The 16,482-nt window shown below is 67.5% G+C and carries 17 protein-coding genes; 8 read left to right on the top strand and 9 right to left on the bottom strand.

From position 1 onward, the window contains the following. Nucleotide 1 precedes the first annotated feature (1 nt). The 4 genes from KVX96_RS04080 to KVX96_RS04065 are packed head-to-tail and all read right to left on the bottom strand — an operon-like array spanning nucleotide 2 to nucleotide 6,772. Nucleotides 2-2,086, bottom strand: a complete 2,085-nt coding sequence (locus KVX96_RS04080; protein WP_261192982.1) for a hypothetical protein — start codon at nucleotides 2,084-2,086, stop codon at nucleotides 2-4. Further along, on the bottom strand, nucleotides 2,083-4,890 hold the full coding sequence (locus KVX96_RS04075) for a DUF4159 domain-containing protein (protein ID WP_261192981.1): 2,808 nt from the start codon (nucleotides 4,888-4,890) through the stop codon (nucleotides 2,083-2,085). The genes KVX96_RS04080 and KVX96_RS04075 overlap by 4 nt, the downstream gene beginning before the upstream one ends. Then, nucleotides 4,890-5,768 carry a DUF58 domain-containing protein gene (locus KVX96_RS04070; protein ID WP_261192979.1) on the bottom strand — a complete coding sequence of 293 codons (879 nt, stop codon included), beginning with the start codon at nucleotides 5,766-5,768 and terminating at the stop codon, nucleotides 4,890-4,892. Before KVX96_RS04070 ends, KVX96_RS04075 begins: the two co-directional genes overlap by 1 nt. Then, the gene (locus KVX96_RS04065) at nucleotides 5,765-6,772 is read right to left on the bottom strand and encodes an AAA family ATPase (protein ID WP_261192977.1); all 1,008 of its coding nucleotides are present in this window, start codon (nucleotides 6,770-6,772) and stop codon (nucleotides 5,765-5,767) included. The genes KVX96_RS04070 and KVX96_RS04065 overlap by 4 nt, the downstream gene beginning before the upstream one ends. Before the next feature lie 71 nt (nucleotides 6,773-6,843). Between KVX96_RS04065 and KVX96_RS04060 the strand changes: the two genes are divergently transcribed. The 4 genes from KVX96_RS04060 to KVX96_RS04045 all read left to right on the top strand — a co-directional run bounded on the left by KVX96_RS04060 (nucleotide 6,844) and on the right by KVX96_RS04045 (nucleotide 8,845). Then, nucleotides 6,844-7,431: a DUF1285 domain-containing protein gene (locus tag KVX96_RS04060; protein WP_261192976.1), complete on the top strand. Its 588-nt coding sequence runs from the start codon at nucleotides 6,844-6,846 to the stop codon at nucleotides 7,429-7,431. Continuing rightward, nucleotides 7,428-7,652 (top strand): DUF2798 domain-containing protein, encoded by a 225-nt coding sequence (locus KVX96_RS04055; protein WP_261192975.1) that lies wholly within the window; start codon nucleotides 7,428-7,430, stop codon nucleotides 7,650-7,652. The genes KVX96_RS04060 and KVX96_RS04055 overlap by 4 nt, the downstream gene beginning before the upstream one ends. 113 nt (nucleotides 7,653-7,765) lie before the next feature. Beyond that, nucleotides 7,766-8,134 (top strand): VOC family protein, encoded by a 369-nt coding sequence (locus KVX96_RS04050; protein WP_261192974.1) that lies wholly within the window; start codon nucleotides 7,766-7,768, stop codon nucleotides 8,132-8,134. A 3-nt stretch (nucleotides 8,135-8,137) separates the two neighbouring features. After that, nucleotides 8,138-8,845 carry a helix-turn-helix transcriptional regulator gene (locus KVX96_RS04045; RefSeq protein ID WP_261192973.1) on the top strand — a complete coding sequence of 236 codons (708 nt, stop codon included), beginning with the start codon at nucleotides 8,138-8,140 and terminating at the stop codon, nucleotides 8,843-8,845. Between the two features lie 135 nt (nucleotides 8,846-8,980). Here KVX96_RS04045 and KVX96_RS04040 read toward each other — a convergent pair whose 3' ends face one another. Genes KVX96_RS04040 through KVX96_RS04025 form a run of 4 tightly spaced genes read right to left on the bottom strand, consistent with a single transcriptional unit; the run spans nucleotide 8,981 to nucleotide 11,449 of the window. Continuing rightward, nucleotides 8,981-9,472 (bottom strand): DUF6505 family protein, encoded by a 492-nt coding sequence (locus KVX96_RS04040; RefSeq protein WP_261192972.1) that lies wholly within the window; start codon nucleotides 9,470-9,472, stop codon nucleotides 8,981-8,983. Continuing rightward, nucleotides 9,469-10,164, bottom strand: a complete 696-nt coding sequence (locus KVX96_RS04035; protein ID WP_409977116.1) for a DUF4444 domain-containing protein — start codon at nucleotides 10,162-10,164, stop codon at nucleotides 9,469-9,471. The genes KVX96_RS04040 and KVX96_RS04035 overlap by 4 nt, the downstream gene beginning before the upstream one ends. Nucleotides 10,165-10,190: 26 nt before the next feature. Then, nucleotides 10,191-11,258: an Mrp/NBP35 family ATP-binding protein gene (locus KVX96_RS04030; protein ID WP_261192970.1), complete on the bottom strand. Its 1,068-nt coding sequence runs from the start codon at nucleotides 11,256-11,258 to the stop codon at nucleotides 10,191-10,193. Next, nucleotides 11,255-11,449 (bottom strand): DUF6494 family protein, encoded by a 195-nt coding sequence (locus tag KVX96_RS04025; protein WP_261192969.1) that lies wholly within the window; start codon nucleotides 11,447-11,449, stop codon nucleotides 11,255-11,257. Before KVX96_RS04025 ends, KVX96_RS04030 begins: the two co-directional genes overlap by 4 nt. A 128-nt stretch (nucleotides 11,450-11,577) precedes the next feature. Between KVX96_RS04025 and KVX96_RS04020 the strand changes: the two genes are divergently transcribed. After that, entirely contained in the window at nucleotides 11,578-12,363 is a 786-nt protein-coding gene (locus KVX96_RS04020) for a hypothetical protein (RefSeq protein WP_261192967.1), read from the top strand. On the opposite strand, the gene KVX96_RS04015 is transcribed toward KVX96_RS04020, so the two are convergent. Then, entirely contained in the window at nucleotides 12,357-14,321 is a 1,965-nt protein-coding gene (locus KVX96_RS04015) for a 4Fe-4S binding protein (protein WP_261192966.1), read from the bottom strand. The genes KVX96_RS04020 and KVX96_RS04015 overlap by 7 nt on opposite strands. A 337-nt stretch (nucleotides 14,322-14,658) precedes the next feature. Here KVX96_RS04015 and KVX96_RS04010 point away from each other — a divergent pair, with 337 nt between their 5' ends. From KVX96_RS04010 to KVX96_RS04000, 3 genes are read left to right on the top strand one after another with little or no spacing between them, the layout of a single operon-like run. Next, the gene (locus tag KVX96_RS04010; protein ID WP_261192965.1) at nucleotides 14,659-15,216 is read left to right on the top strand and encodes a DUF3305 domain-containing protein; all 558 of its coding nucleotides are present in this window, start codon (nucleotides 14,659-14,661) and stop codon (nucleotides 15,214-15,216) included. Next, nucleotides 15,213-15,848: a DUF3306 domain-containing protein gene (locus tag KVX96_RS04005; RefSeq protein ID WP_261192964.1), complete on the top strand. Its 636-nt coding sequence runs from the start codon at nucleotides 15,213-15,215 to the stop codon at nucleotides 15,846-15,848. Before KVX96_RS04010 ends, KVX96_RS04005 begins: the two co-directional genes overlap by 4 nt. Beyond that, nucleotides 15,849-16,457 carry a molecular chaperone gene (locus tag KVX96_RS04000; RefSeq protein ID WP_261192963.1) on the top strand — a complete coding sequence of 203 codons (609 nt, stop codon included), beginning with the start codon at nucleotides 15,849-15,851 and terminating at the stop codon, nucleotides 16,455-16,457. The last annotated feature ends 25 nt before the right edge of the window (nucleotides 16,458-16,482 follow it).

The following is a 16,482-nucleotide window of genomic DNA, read 5'->3' as shown; positions in this document are numbered from 1 at the left end:
CTCACGCCTCCCGCCGCGCGCGCCGCCCCTCATAGAGCCAGGCGCCCACGGCCAGAAGTGCGGCCAGCATCAGGAACAGCCAGCCCGGCAACAGCGGCGCGACGCGCACATCCGTGGTCAGATAGGCCTCGCGCGGGGTCAGCCCGAGCCAGCCCCGGCCCGCGGCGGGCCGCCCGGCGCGCACATTGCGCAGGCCCGGCATACCTTCCGACAGCGCCACGGCCCCGCCATTCGTCGCCGCCACCTGCGCGGCGAGCGGCGCGGCGGAGGCGATGGTTTCCTCGAACTCGCGCGGTGCGGCGGGCCCCAGCGCGATGACGCTTTCCAGATCGGCTTCGGTGAGGCGATAAAGCCCCATGTCCGGCCCCAGATAGGTGGCCTCGTAGCGCCCCGGCGCGACCTGCTCCAGCGTCACCGAAACGCTGCTGCCATCGGGTGTGGTGATCTCAACCGGGCCGACCTCTTCGCCCAAAGTGCGGCGCACGATGGTCATCTCCTGCCCGTTGGCCTCGGCCCAGAGGGCCTCCTCCTCCAGTTCGGGTTCCTTCATCATCCAATGCGCCAGCCGCCGCAGCAGCTCCAACTGCGGGCCGCCGCCTTCAAAGCCCCGGCTCCAGAGCCATGCGTGATCAGAAGCCAATAGCGCCACGCGCCCCTCGCCGACGCGATCCAGCATCAGGAGCGGACGGCCGTCGATGCCCTCCATCACCTCGCTGCCGCCGATGGGCTCCAGATCCACGAGGCGGAACCAGCGGCCCCACTCCGGCGGGCCTTCGCCATCGAGGAAGGGCGTATCCAGCCCCTCCGTCACCGGGTGGCGCTGGCCCAGTTCGGTGATCGCGGGGCGGAAGCCCTCCTCGATCACCCGCGCCGTGGGGGCGGCGGGCAGCACCGAGGCGATGCCGGAGTGAAACAGGCTGTCGGCGGAGGCAAAATCCGGCCCCGCGGCGATCAGCACCGCGCCGCCCTCTTCCACGTAGCGGGCAATGTTATCAAGGTAGAGCCCCGGCAGAATGCCGCGCCGCTTGTAGCGATCGAAAATAATCAGATCGAACTCGTCGATCTTGTCGAGAAACAGCTCGCGCGTGGGGAAGGCGATCAGCGAAAGCTCCGACACCGGCACGCCATCCTGTTTTTCCGGCGGGCGCAGGATGGTGAAATGGACGAGATCCACAGAGCTGTCGGATTTCAGCAGGTTGCGCCATGTGCGCTCGCCCGGATGCGGCTCGCCCGACACCAGAAGAACGCGCAAGCGATCGCGCACGCCATTGATCTGCACCACGGCGGAGTTGTTGCGGGTGGTCAGCTCGCCTTGGGCTTCCGGCACGGTGATCTGCACCACGTTCAGCCCGCCATGGGCCAGCGTGATCGGCAGTTCCAGATCGCGCCCCGTGGGCACCTGCACCGAGACCGCCGGATTGCCGTCGACCGAGATCTGCAACTCGGCCATCCCCATCACGTCTTCCGGCACCGCGCCCTGATCCTCCACCCGCAACCGCAGGGAGACCTCCTCGCCCAGAATGCCGAAGGCCGGCGCGTTGCGCACGGCGAGGCGGCGATCCCAGTCCTGTGGCTCTCCGGTGAGCAGCACATGCAAGGGAGCGGGCACGGCGGGCTGAAGCTCGGCATCATGGGCCTGCCCGTCGGTGAGCAGGAAGACACCTGCCAGCCGGTCATCGGGCAGGTCGGCCATCGCCTGCGCCAGCGCGCCCATCATCAGGGTGCCGGTGTTTTCGTCCCCGTCACCCACCACCACGCGGCGCACCTCGGTGTTGGGGCGCGCGGCGAGGGCAGCATCGAGTTGCGCGGCGGCCGTGTCCATCTGCGCGGGGCGCGCGGCGATGGTCTGGCTCGCGCTGCGATCCTCGATCACCAGCGCGATGTCAGAGAGCGTTTCGCGTTCCTCGGTTTGGAGCGACGGGTTGGCCAGCGCAAGCAGCAGCACAGCACCGCCAAGGGCGCGAAGCCACCAGCCTGAAAGCCCCCGGAACGCGGCAAACACCAGCAGTGCCGCCAACAGCGCGGCCCCAGCCCAGATCAGCGGCCAAGACACCAGCGCGTCGAAGAGGATCCTGTCTGCCGTCATTGCCCCAGCCTGTCCAGAAGCGCAGGCACATGGACCTGATCGGATTTATAGTTGCCCGTCAGCACATGCATCACGAGGTTCACCCCGAAGCGCAGGGCGATCTCGCGCTGCATTTCGCCGCCGAAGCCGCGCCCGACGGGGAACATGCGCCCGCCGCGCTCATCTATGGCCCAGGCCGCCGCCCAGTCGTTGCCGCCGATCACCACGGGTGTGACGCCATCGTTGAGATTGCGGAAGGGCATGCCCTCAATCTGCACCGCATCCGGCGGCGCGGCCTCCACCCAGACATCGCGGCCCGCGTGGCGGCCGGGGAAATCCTGCAGCAGATAGAAGGTGCGGGTGAGCACGTGATCGGCCGGGATCTGCTCCAACGGCGGAATGTCGAGCGGCGCGGCAAGGCGCTGCAGTTTGCGCGCCTCCGGCGTCTGGCCCGCATAGCCCGACACATCGGCATCACGGGTGTCAAACAAGATCATGCCGCCAGAGCGCAGGTAACGGTTGAGCTTGGCATAGGCTTCCTCGCTCGGGATCGGCTGGCCGTAGGAAATCGGCCAGTAAAGGAAGGGGAAGAAGGCCAGCTCGTCGGTTTCGAGGTTCACTGCGATGGGCTCCGCCGGCTCCACGGCGGTGCGCTGGAAGAGCGTGCGCCCGAGGCCGCGCAGGCCGGCTTGCGCGATGGCGTCAAGCTGTGCGTCGCCCGTCATCACATGGGCCAGCACCACTTCCTGCGTGGCGGCCAGCGCAAGGGCCTCGGCGGCTGGATCGTTCTGCGCCTCTTGCGCGAAGGCAGGCGGCGTGGGCAGCAGCAGCGCGCCCAGGCCGAGAGTGGCAATCAGCGCCGTGGTCCGCGCCGGGCGGCGCAGCAAGCCCGAAAGGCGGCCCGCGACCAGAAGAGAGGCGAGAATATCGGCGATCAGCAGCGCCAGCGCGGCGGTGAGCAGCGGCCCCTTCAGCGTGATCTCCCGCGCCACGGCCAGGCCTTGCACAGGCACGCCCACCGGCCATGCGGCGCGCGCCAGTTCGGTTTCAGCACCAATTACGTTCAGTGCGATGGCGCGATCCCCGGCAGCGTAGAGCCCCGGCGGGGCGCTTGGGCCGGTGGTGCCCTCGGCGATCACCTCGCCCGGCACACCGGACAGCGCACCTGCCTCGGCGAAATCTCCAAAACCATCCAGAACGCGCATCGGCTGCCATGTGGTGCCCTCGAGATCCTCCACCGTGGGGCGGGCCGGGCGCGTGGAGACAGCGAGCCGCTCCAGCATCTGCACGAAGAGGCCGGAAAGGGGCAGGCTCGACCATTCAGCATTGGCGGTGACATGGAACAGCACCACCTGCCCCTCGCCAAGGCTCTTGCGGGTGACAAGCGGCGTGCCGTCTTCCAGTACGGCGATGGTGCGGCTCGCAAGCTCCGGGTCGGGCTGGGCCAGCACCTGCGCGCTCACGTCCACATCCTGCGGCACGGCGAGGCCGAAAAAGGGCGAGCCGTCGGCGAAGGCGCGCAGGCTCTTGGGCGCGCCCCAGCTCATCGCGCCGCCGACGGTGCGGCCTCCGGCGCGCAGGCGCACCGGCATCAGCGGATCCTCGGCCTCGCGGCTCACGTCGCTCGCAGCAAGGCGCGGGCCGGCAAAGCGCACGAGCAGCCCCCCGGCCTCGACCCATTCCTGCAAGCTCGCCGCCTCCCCGCCCGAAAGCGTGGCGACATCGGCAAGGATGATGGCGTCGGGATTGGCGGGCAAAAGATCGGTCAGCGCGCCTTCCAGCAGGTCGGCGGTGGGGGCGAGCGCCTGCCGCAGGTAGTGCAGCGGCGAGAGCAGCTCCAGCCCTTCGCGATCCTCGCGGCCCGCGATCAGCGCCACCTCGCGCCGTTTCAGCGCATCGTCAGTCAGCGACACCGCGCCTGCCGAGCGCACACCACCCAGCGCGAAACGGGTCACGCGGTTGCGCAGTTCCGGCGGCAGCGCGAGGACGACGGTGGCCTCGTTTTCGTCCGGCTGGAACTCCGCCGAACCGCTGGCCAGCACGCGCTCGGTGCCGGAGGGGTCCAGCCCGATGGCGCTCACCGGCACCGATTGCGCCACGGCGGCCAGATCGCGCAGCACGGTGACATCGATCACGCCGTCCGCATAGGTCGCCGGGCGCAGGCCAAGGGTGGGGCTTGGCGGCTGGAACACCGTCACCGCGCCCCGGGTTTGCAGGGCCGAGAGCAGCGGACCACGGCTGTCACGCGCCAGCCCGTCGGAGATCCAATAGGTCTCGAAACTGCCCTGCGGCAAGGAAAGCAACCACGCCGAGAGCGCCTCTGTCGACGGCGCATGGGGCTGCGGGGCGAGGCCTGCGAGCCGGGGCTTCCACGCATCCGCCGCAAGGAAGGGCAGATCGCCCGGCGGCGGCAGGTCGGTGAGCGAGACAACAGCCACCGAGCGCCCGGCGCGCGAGGCCTCATCCAGCAGGCCTTCCACCCGCTCCATGCGGCGCGGCCAGCCCTGTGCTGAGGCCCAGGTGGAATCCGAGACAATCAGCAGCGGCCCCTCGCCGCCACGATCCGGCTGCGGGTTCAGCACCGGCCCCGCGAAGCCGAGGATCAGCGCCGCGATAGCTGCGAGGCGCAGAAGCAGCAGCCACCACGGGGTGCGATCGGTTTCGCTTTCCTCGTCCTTCAGGCCCAGAAGCAGCACAACGCCCGGAAAGCGCCGCCGGATCGGGGCAGGTGGCATCACGCGCAGCAGGATCCAGAGCACCGGCAATGCCAGAAGCCCCAACAGAAGCCAGGGCGCAGTGAAGCCTATGGGGCCGAGCACAAGCATCAGCGGCGCCCCCGCTGCAAGGCCTGATGCAGCCACAGGAGCGCGGCCTGCCCCGGCTGATCGGTATGGTGCACATGCAGCTGCCAGCCCGTGGCGCGGCAGAGCGCGGTGAGTGCGTCGCGCCGGGTGGCCAGCCGCTCCAGATAGCGGCTGCGCAGATCGCCTGCGCGGCGGGTTTCATGGCTCATGGTGCCGCCGACGCTTTCAAAGATGGTGCGGCCATCGAAGGGGAAGCTTTCCTCCTGCGGGTCCAACACCTGAAACAATACACCCCGCACATCGCGATCCGCCGCGCGCGCCACGGCGGATTCGATCCCAGCCAGGGGCCCGAGAAAATCCGAAAAGAAGACAGCCGCCGAATGGGGCCGCATGCCCCGCGTTTCCGGCGCGCCATATTCCGCGCCCTCGCCTTCGCCCAACAGTTCCTCGGCCAGCCGCAACAGCTGCGCCTCGCCTGAGCGCGGCGGGTGGTCCGACGTCGTCAGCCCCACGCGCTCGCCCGCGCGCACCAGCAGGATCGAGAGTGCCAGCGCCAAAGTGCGTGCGCGAGAGACCTTGCGCGGCCAGCCCTCATCCGAGGTGAAATCCATCGCGCGGGCGTTGTCGATCCAGAACATCACGCTCTGGGCCGCCTGCCATTCGCGCTGGCGGATGAAATGCACATCCGATTTGGCAGAGCGCCGCCAGTCGATTAGCCGCGCCTCATCGCCCTCCGTGGCCGGGCGGTATTGCCAGAACTCATCGCCCATCCCTGCCCGCCTGCGCCCGTGTTCGCCCAGCAACACGGTGGCCGCAAGCCGCTCGGCATCCGCCAGCAGGGGCGGGAAGGGCGCGGCGGTTTCCGCCGCCGTCCGGCGAAGGGCGCGGGGGGCTCTCACGCAGCGGCCTCGGTGCGCGACACGCGCTCAGCCACCTCTGCGATCACATCCGAAAGCTCCACACCACGCGCCCGCGCCGCGAAGGAGAGCGCCATGCGGTGCGACAGCACCGGGCGCGCCATCCGCAGCACATCCTCCGGCGAAGGCACGAGCCGCCCGTGCAGCAGCGCCTCGGCGCGCACGGTGAGCATCAGCGCCTGCGCCGCACGCGGCCCCGGCCCCCACGACACGTTCTCGCGCACCACATCCGGCGCGTCGGGATCATCGGGGCGGCAGGCGCGCACCAGATCGAGGATCAGCTCCACCACCCCCTCGCCCACCGGCATCCGGCGCAGAAGCGTTTGCGCGGCCAGAAGCTCTTCGGCGGAAAAGACAGCCTGTGCCTCCTCCTCCTCAACCCCCGTCGTCGCGAGGATGATCGCGCGTTCGGTGTCGCGGTCCGGGTATTCGACGTCAATCTGCACGAGGAAACGGTCAAGCTGGGCTTCGGGCAGCGGATAGGTGCCCTCCTGCTCGATCGGATTCTGGGTGGCGAGCACATGGAAGGGCGCGCCCAGCGCGCGCTCCTCGCCGGCGATCGTCACCTTCTTCTCCTGCATCGCCTGCAGCAGCGCCGATTGCGTCCGGGGGCTTGCGCGGTTGATCTCATCGGCCATCAGAAGCTGGCAGAAGATCGGCCCCTGAATGAAGCGAAACTCCCGCTCACCGCCTTTTTTCTTTTCCAAAACCTCGGAGCCCAGAATATCGGCCGGCATCAGGTCCGGCGTGAACTGCACGCGGGAGCCATCGAGCCCCATGACGGTGGAGAGCGTCTCCACCAGCCGCGTCTTGCCGAGCCCCGGCAGGCCGATCAGCAGCGCATGACCACCGCACAGAAGCGAGGCCAGCGTGAGGTCCACCACCCGCTCCTGACCGATCAAACGTCTGGAAATGCTGGCCTTCGCGGCGGCGAGCTTTTCACCGAGGGCTTCGATATCTGACACGAGGTCTTCGGTCTGGGGCATGGCAAGTCTCCTCTGCTCGCTATATGAGCTATTAAAGGACGATAATTCCCACAGCACAAATGGCAAAACCTATGGCTGATGAAAACATCGTGAAACCGAGCGCCGACACGCTGGCAGCCGCGGCGAAAGCCGCCGGCAAGAAGGGCCCGCCGCCGGTGCACCTGTGGAACCCACCCTTCTGCGGCGATCTGGACATGCGCATCGCACGCGACGGCACGTGGTTCTACCTCGGCACCCCCATCGGGCGCTTCGGGCTGGTGAAGCTCTTCTCCTCCATTCTGCGCAAGGATGGGGAGGATTACTTCCTCGTCACCCCCGTCGAGAAGGTGGGAATCACCGTGGAAGACGCACCCTTCGTGGCGGTGGATTTCGAGGTGGAGGGCGAAGGGGCGGAGCAGCAGCTCACCTTTCACACCCATATCGAGGATGTGGTGACGGCCGATGCCGCGCATCCGATCCGCGTGGTGCGGGATGCCGAAACCGGCGAGCCCTCACCCTATGTGCTGGTGCGCGCCAATCTGGAAGCGCTGGTCGACCGCAAGAGCTTCTACCGGCTGATCGAACTGGGCCAGCACCGCCAGCACGAAGGGCGGCTCTGGTTCGGAGTCTGGTCGGGCGGGAGCTTCTTCCCGATCATCCCCTCGGAGGAGCTGGAATGACGCGCCCCCTGCAGGCCCATCTCACCTTCAGCGCCATTACATCGGGGCTGATGAGCTTCATCGTCACCTGTGTGGCCACATGGAAGGCGCTCGGATTTGGCGCGGGGTTTCTGGGCGATTGGCTCGCAGCCTGGGCGCTGGCCTGGCCCATCGCCTTTGCGGTGATCGCCACCGTCGGGCCCATCGTGCGCAAGCGGGTGAACGCGCGCTTCGGGGTTTAGGGTCGGAAACCGGGCAAGAAAAACGCCTCCCCCTGACAGGCTCCTGACAGTATGCTGTCAGGGGGGCTGTGGCAGAACATCGGCATTGCCAACCCAAACTCAGGATTTGAGACATGCCGACCGATAAAGAACACGCCCTCGTCTGGTGCGAGATTCCCGTGAGCAACCTCGCCGATGCGATGGATTTCTACGCCACCACGATGAACTGGGAGTTGAAGCTCGATGAAAGCGGCCCCAATCCGGTGGCCTATTTCCCGATGACGGAGACCTCCATCGCGGGCCATCTCTATCCGGGCGAACCCGGAGGCGGCGCGGGCACCACGGTGCATCTGGCCGTGAGCGACACCGCCGAAGCCACCGCCGCGCGCGCCGTGGCAGCAGGCGGCACCCGCGTGGCCGGGCCGATCACCATCCCGCCGGGGCAGTTCATCTACATCCTTGATCCCGATGGCAATTCCATCGGCCTCTTCGAGGCCGCCTGAGCCATGCGCCGCGCCGACCGCCTGTTCCAGATCGTCCAGTCCTTGCGGGGCGGACGGCTGCTGACAGCGGCGCGGCTGGCCGAAAGGCTGGAAGTGAGCGAACGCACCATCTACCGCGACATCGCCGATCTGATCGGCTCTGGCGTCCCCATCGAGGGGGAGGCCGGGGTCGGCTACGTCATGCGCGCGGGCTATGACCTCCCGCCGCTGATGTTCACCCGCAGCGAGCTGGTGGCGCTGGTGGCGGGTGCACGCATGGTGCGCGAATGGGGCGGGGCCGGGATGGCGCTGGCCGCCGAAGAAGCACTCGTGAAGATCGACGCGGTGCTGCCACCTGCAATGCGTGAAAAGACTGAAACCGTGCGCGTGCACGCCCGCAACCCCGGCGACCTCACCCCCCAAACCCGCGCGCTGCTGGACCGGCTGGAAGACGCCGCCGAAACGCGCACCGCGCTGCAGATGGCCTATGAAGATCAATCCGGCGCCGCCACCACGCGCCGCATCCGCCCCCTTGGCCTCTGGTTCTGGGGCAAGGTCTGGACGCTCGTGGCCTGGTGCGAACTGCGCGAGGATTTCCGCATGTTCCGCGTGGACCGCATCACGGATGTGCAGGATGATGGCGCGTTCCCCAACGACGCCGCCAAGTCCCTGCGTGCCTTCTACGCTGCCATGGCCGCCTGTGAGGACATCCCCGACCGCAGGCCAGGATGATCCGGGCGAAGGGGGGCTCTGCCCCCCGTCCTTCGGACTCCCCCGAGATATTTTTGGAACAAAGTGGGGCCCCTTCAGCTTGGCCCAATTATCCCGGGGTGAATTGGCCGGAAACGGCCAAGAGGGGCAGCGCCCCTATTCGTCGAGCGAGCCGTGGATGGCAAATTGGTCGAGGCCGGCGTCGCTGGGTTCGATGAAGCGGAACTGTTCGCGCACGCCGGTCTCGGCGAGGCTGCGTTGCACGGTGAGCAGCGTGTTGGGCGCGTGATCCTCGCAGAGCGCGCGCATATGGGCGATTTCCTCTTCGGCCACGGCGCGGGCGGCTTCTGGCGAGGGCGCGCCGTAGATCTGCACGAAATGATCGGCGAGGCGCTCGGCGAGGTCCGCCAGTTCGCCGGGCTCGATCGCGGTGACGGCGACGAATGTCACGCGGCCGAAGGTTTCAAGGCCCAGCCAGCCGTTGGCGAAGGCCTGCCGCGCCTTGCCGGTGAGGTCTGCTTCGCCCCAGTTGGAAAATTCGAACCCGCCAGAGATGGCCCATTCCCCGGTGCGCGCGGGGCTTTGGAAGACGTTCATATCGCTTTCATCGAAATGAATCGCGCGGGCGAGTTTGGCGGCGTGACTCATCGGGTTTCCTCCAGAAGGCCAGTCAGGGGCAGAAGGCGCGTTTCGCTGCCCTGCCGCAGAAGCATGCCGAAATTCTCGTCCACGCCCAGAAAGCTGCCGCGCAGGTGTTCGCCCTGCCACGGCTGAGAGATCTCCTCCCCCAGCCCGTGGGCAAGCCCGCGCCAGTCAGTGTGCAGCGCGGCAGCGCCGCCGTCTTCCAACCGGTTGATCCAGACGAGCGTATGTCGCGCCCAGCTTTCCAGAAGCTGGCCCGGATCCACCTCGCCGCAACCCTCGGCGACGAGGCCGGTGGCATCGGGTGTGATGCCGGGCGCGTCCGGGTCCGGCGGCAGCCAGGCGAGGCTCAGGCCGACCACCAGCCAGTCAGGCACCTGATCGGGCTCCTGCGTGGAGGCCGCGACACGAAGCCCCCCGCAAAGCGCGCCGTTTACGCGCACACCCCCGCTCCATTCCAGATGCACCGCCACTTCCGGCGGTGCCAGCGCGCCGAGCGCATTCTGCAACCCGAGGCCGCAGGTGGGCAGCATCGCCATCGCCGCGCGCAGCGGCACTTCGGGGGCGAGCACGAGGGCGGCGCGGATCGTGTCGGCCCCGATGTTGTACGCCACCAGTCCCGCATCACATCCCAGCGCGGCCTGAGCACAAGCACGCTCGAAGGGATCCACCGTGCCGGAGAGCGCAAGCCCCGACATCAGCGGCGGAAAGCTCAGCGCCTCGCTCACGCGAGCCCCCGCGCCACCAAATCGCGCGCCACGGCGCGGAAGGCCTCGGCCTGCGGGCTTGTGGGCTTCGTCACCACGATCGGCGCGCCGCCATCGGCGGCCAGCCGGATATCGAGATGCAGCGGGATCTCCGCCAGAAGCGGCACGCCCAGCTTCTCGGCTTCCGCCTTCACGCCGCCATGGCCGAACACATGTTCCTCATGGCCGCAGTTGCTGCAGATATGGGTGGACATGTTCTCGATCATGCCAAGGATCGGCGTTTTCATCTTGTTGAACATGTCGATCCCCTTGCGGGCATCCAGCAAGGCCACGTCCTGCGGGGTGGAGACGATGATCGCCCCGTCCACTGCTGCCTTTTGGGTGAGCGTCATCTGCACATCCCCCGTGCCCGGCGGCAGATCGACGATCAGCACGTCGAGCGCGCCCCATTGCACCTGGTTCATCATCTGCTGCAGCGCGCCCATCAGCATCGGCCCGCGCCAAACGACCGCCTGATCGTCCGGCGTCATCAGCCCGATGGACATCATCGTCACCCCGTGGTTACGCAGGGGCAGGATTGTCTTGCCATCCGGCGAGGCCGGGCGACCGGAGACGCCGAGCATGCGCGGCTGGGAGGGGCCGTAGACATCGGCGTCGAGCAGGCCGACCTTGCGCCCCTCAGCGGCCAGCGCGGCGGCGAGGTTGGCCGACACGGTACTCTTGCCCACGCCGCCCTTGCCGGAGGCGACAGCGATGATGTGATCGACACCGGGGATCTTCTGCGGGCCTTGCGGCTGCGCCGGACGGCTGGCTTTCAAATCCGGCGGCGCTTTCGGGCTGCTGTGGGCCGTCATCACAATGGAGACGCCCTGCACGCCGGGCAGCGCTTTGATCTTGGTTTCCGCCTCTGCTTTGGCGGCTTCGGCCGCAGGCGCGCGGGAGGGATCGATCTCCATCACGAAGCGCACGGCACCGCCGTCCACGGTGAGCGCGCGCACCATGCCGGAGGCCGCAAGATCGCCGCCGCCGCCGGGCAGCTCGACCGTTTTAAGAACGGCGAGCACGTCTTCACGGGTCAGGCTCATGCGTTATCCCCGGCGATGGTGCCCGTGACGGTGTGGGTCAGGTTCAGCCCGTCGATGGTGAGCACCACCTTGGCCTCATAGGCCTCGCCGGGCTTGCCGGCCTCGCGCATGGCGGCTTCGATGGCCTGCTGGCTCGTCACGCCGACCTGCTTGAGGAACTTGCGCATGGACATGTTGAAATCGTCGCTCATGGGGCGATCTCCCGTTGGTTTCTGGAGTGTTCTTTGGGGTATTTCTGTGGGGATTGACGCGCGAAACGGCTGCCGCTTACGCTTTGCCAAGGGTGCGAACAGGGGCGCGAAAGCGAGGGAGGCTGCGGATGCGCACAGAGGGATTCAAGCGAAGCCTGGCCATTGCGGCCCTGATTTTCTGCGGCGCTCAGGCCGCCGCGCAGGAGCGTCAGATCACGCTCGGCGCGGCGCCCGAACTGGCCGAAAGCGGGCTTCTGAAGCATATGCTGCCCCGGTTTTCGCTGAAAAACTCTATCCGTGTGGCCGTGGCCCTGCCCGATGCCGAGGGCGTGGACATGCTGCTCATTGCCCGCCCGGCCGAGGGCGGTGGGAAGGCGGCTTTCTCCGGCGGTGGCACAACTTATGTGCTGATCGAAGCCGATACATCCGCCGCGGAGCGGGCCGAGTATCGCGCGAAATTCGCCGACTGGCTGCTGTCGGACACCGGCCTGAACACCGTGCTGGCCTTCCAGCCTGCGGCGGGCGAGGCCTATACCGCGCCCATGGTCGAGGCCGTTGTCGCGGAGGCCACCGTGTTTGACGGCGACGCGGAAGAAGGCGCGCGTCTGTCGCTCACGCTTTGCGGGCGCTGCCATGTGATCGGCGAGATCAACCGGATGGACGGGCTTGGCTCCACGCCCTCTTTCGCCGTGCTGCGCACTTTTGGCGACTGGGAGGAGCGTTTCATGGCCTTCTACGCGCTCAAGCCACACCCGGCGTTTACGCAGGTCGCCGACATCACCGAGCCCTTCGACGCGACGCGCCCAAGCCCCATCGCGCCGGTGGAAATGACGCTGGAGGATCTCGACGCGATCCTTGCCTTTGTGTCCGCCATCGCCCCGGCTGATCTGGGCGCTCCAATCCAGCATCAGTGATCCTTGCGCTCGCTGTAGTAGTCGTCGGTGGTACGCGGTTTGGGCCGCTCGCCGCCTGAGAACGGGTTGTTCTGCTGGTGGAACTGGGCGTTGACCCGGCAATTGTCGCACATGCGGATCATCTTCCCGGCCTCGCTGGTGGCAAACATCGGATGCTTCCCGGCGAGCTGCTCCACGATGCGCTCCACTGTGGATTTCACCCCGAAGAGCGCGCCGCATTCGATGCAGGCGTAGGGCTCTTCTTCGTGCAAAACCACTTGCGCCAGAGCGGTTTCCGAGAGGTTCATCCGCGGCTCAAGGGCAATGGCCTGCTCCGGGCAAATCGTCTTGCAGATGCCGCATTGCAGGCAGGCGTCTTCCTGGAAACGCAGCTGCGGCATGTCCTCGTTGTCCAGAAGCGCGCCTGCGGGGCAGAGCGACACGCAGGAGAGGCAGAGCGTGCAGGCGTCGGTATCGACCAGCACCGCGCCATAGGGCGCGCCTGCGGGCAGCGGCAGGGTGGCGTCACTGCCGGGGTTCAGCGCCTTGGCGGCGAGCCGGGTGACCTGCCGCCGATCCCCCAAGGGAAGCACGGGTGCGATGGGCGCGGGCGGTTTTGCCGCCTCGTAAAGCTGTGCGCTCAAGGCGTCCGGGTCCGCGATATCGAGCACATGGACCTGCGCGCCGGAGGCCCCGGAGAGCGCACGGGCCAGCGCTGCCTCGCCTTCGATCACGCCGGCTTCGGCTTTGGGCGCGAGCAGAACCGAGACCTCGGCAAAGCCGACCGCCAATGCTGCCAGCATCTCGGCATGGCCAAAGCCCGTCACGGTACCAACCGCCAGCGGCAGCACATCGGCGGGAAGGCCGCGCCCGAAGCGGGCGGAGAGCGAGATCATCTCGCTGCCGTAGACGTCATCATGCACCAGAAGGCGCGGGGCTTTGCCGCCGGCCTTGGCGTAGGTTTCGGATAGTACCTGCATCCGGCGCACCGCATGGGCCACAGGCGGATCGTCATAGGTGATCGCACCGGAGGGGCAGAGCGCCGAACAGGCGCCGCAGCCGGCACAGATCATCGGGTCAATTGCCACATGCTCGCCATCGGGCGTGATTGCCCCGGTGGGGCAGATGTCGAGGCACTTGCTGCAGCCCGTCTGCTCGGCGCGGGCATGGGCGCAGATATGTTCGTTGTAGGCCAGATAGAGCGGCTTCTCGAAGGTGCCGACCATCTGCCCGGCCTCGAAAATCGCCGCCGCCACGGCCTTGGCATCCCCCGGATCGGGGCGCAGGTAGCCTTCGCGTTTCTCCGGCGCAGGAAAGAGCGGCGTGCCGCCCCGCAGATCGAGGATCACATCGCATTCCGTCTGGCCGCCATCGCGCGGTGGCGTGAGCGTGAAGGCTCCGCGCCCGCCCCGCTCGACCTGCTGCAAGGCATCGACGCGCAGCGCAAACTGGCCCAGCGCGCCCGAGGCGAATTTCAGGCGGCCCACCACCACGTCAAAGCCGCGATCCAGCGGCAGCTCGGCGGGGGTTTCCAGCAGCACGGTGACGCTCAGGCTCCCGGCCAGTTGTGCGGCGGCTTCAAAAGCGCGTTCGGCGGGGCCGAGGATTAGGCAGAGCCCTTCCGAGGTCACGTCGAGCAGTTTGCCGCCAGCCGGCGGGATCAGGGCTTCGGCGGCCAGCGCGGCCATTTTCGGCGCGGCGGAGTCGCCTTCGTCGGACCATCCGGCCCGGTCGCGCAGGTCCACGAAGAGCGGTGTCGGGGCCTCGATTTCAGCCGCCAGATCCTCGAAAAAACTGCGCTCCTGCTGGCAGGCGATCACGGCCTCGCCTTGCGCGATCAGGGCGGCGGCGGCCTCGGCCTGCGCGCCGCACAAGCCCGAGTGCACGCGTGAGCAGGCGAGCCCGCTTGCCGCGCCGATTGCCGCGCCGTCGATCGCCTGGCTCCCCAAACAATCACATAAAATCAGCTGCTTGGCCATGTCTCCTCCTCGGCAATGTGCCGGTGCGCCGGGCCTGGCGATCGCGATTCCCCTATTCACGTAGTCACGAAACCTAGGGCGCGTAAAGGCGTTTTCAGGGAAAGCGGCAGGTGATTCGCATGCCGCATCGCAGCACCTCCCCAAGCAAAAAACTCAGGCTTTCGCAAAACTAGACAATTCGTCCGAGCCGCGCACCGCGCCGATCCCGGGACGGTCAAAATGTCCACCTTTGGTCCGGCCCACTTGCCCTGAAGTAAATTTCCTTTGCGAAAGCGCGAGATCGGCTCAGAGTGGAAGGGCCAGAGACAAAAGTCCGGCAACGGGAGGAAGACATTACATGCCGCAGGCCACTGCTTCGATGCCACTCGGGATCGTCATCCGGAAATCTCCGGGGGTGACGCGGTGGGCGCAGTGGGCGTGGAAGGCGGTGGCGGTTCTGCCCGGAGCGCCGGACCGCAGCTGGTACGAGCTGCGCCGCGAAGGCGAGGCGGTGGAATACCACGCCGCCACCGTGCCGCTGGAGCTGTGGCGCGGCGAAACCGAGGCCTATCTCACTGCCCTTTCGAGCCGCGTGCCTAGCATCGGCGTGGTGCTGCGCCCAACGCCCGGCAGCCCGACGGGCCTTGAGGTGGTGATGGCCACGGCCTCTCCCTACGAGACGCAGGATTACCTCGATAGCGGCGAAGAGATCGTGGAGCTGGTGCCGATGCCCGAGGGGCTCGTCGGCTGGATCCATGCGTTCGTGCAGGAGCACCACGAGGACGAAGTCTTCGTGAAACGCCGCCGCGACAAGCGCCGCGTGGACATGAAGGAAGACGGCAAGGGCGATGCGCGCATCCCGCAAATGGCGGATGTGTTCCGTGCGCCGGGCAGCCGTCGGGGGCGTTTGCAATGAGCCGGGGCGCGGATTTCTGGTCGCGCCGCAAGGCGGGCGTGCAGGCCGAGGCGGCACAGGAGGCCGCCGCGCTGGCCGCTGCCGAGGAGGAGGCGCAGGCCGAAGCCCTGCGCGCCGAGCAGGCCGAGCAAACCGACGCCGAGATCCTCGCCAGCCTCGATCTGCCCGATCCCGACAGCCTGCAGCCCGGCGACGATTTCTCGGGCTTCATGACCAAGGCCGTCCCCGAACACCTGCGCCGCCGCGCGCTGCGCAAGCTCTGGCGCTCGAATCCAGTGCTGGCCTGCCTCGATGATCTGGTGGATTACGCCGACGACTACACCGATGCCGCGACCGTCGTGAAGGATCTGCAGACGAGCTACATCGTCGGCAAGGGGCTGAGCGTCCATGTCGAGGAAATGGCCCGAAAGGCCGCAGAGGCAGCCAAGGACACGCTCGTGGAAGCAATCGAGGCAAGCGACGCAGAGGTGGCTGCAGAGGCACCGACCGAGGAGCCGCTGCTCGCCGAGGCCGCGCCTGAAGCACAAGCTGAACCCGCGCCCGACCACATGGCCCCTGCCGCCGAGCCCCTTGCCCCGCCGGCGCGCCGCCGCATGGCGTTTCATTTCACTGCCGCCCCCGAAGGAGCCTAGATGTCTGCAGAAGCCACCCCCATTGCCATTGCCGAGGAAGATCAGCTGCGGGCCGATCTCTACGATTTCCTCGGCGTGCTTCTGGCAGCCCCGCCCAATGCCGATCTTCTGGGCCGCGCCGCCGCGCTGTCCGGGGATGAGAGCGATCTGGGGCAGGCCGTTTCGGCGCTGTCGCGCGTGGCGAAGGTCACCAAGCCCAAAGCCGCGGAACGCGAGTTCAACGCGCTGTTCATCGGGCTTGGCCGCGGCGAGCTGCTGCCCTACGCGAGCTTCTACCTGACGGGGTTCCTGAACGAAAAACCGCTCGCCCTGCTGCGCAACGACATGGCCGCACAGGGCATCACGCGGGCCGAGAACGTCTATGAACCCGAAGACAACATCGCCAGCCTGATGGAGATGATGGCCGGGATGATCACCGGGCGCTTCGGCAAGCCCGCGCCGCTGGAGGTTCAGAAAGCCTTTTACGGCAAGCACATCGGCCCCTGGGCCGCGCATTTCTTTTCGGATTTGGAAGGGGCTCAGTCCTCGGTCCTCTATGCCTCTGTCGGCTCGATCGGCAAGGCTTTCATGGAGATCGAGCGCGAGGCCTTCCGGATGAGCGCGGGATGAGCCCGCACCCCTTGAACAACCCTAA

Origin of the sequence: Pseudoruegeria sp. SHC-113, from assembly GCF_025376885.1 — a bacterium.
GTDB lineage: Bacteria > Pseudomonadota > Alphaproteobacteria > Rhodobacterales > Rhodobacteraceae > Pseudoruegeria.
This window is presented reverse-complemented; position numbering and strand designations above follow the sequence as displayed.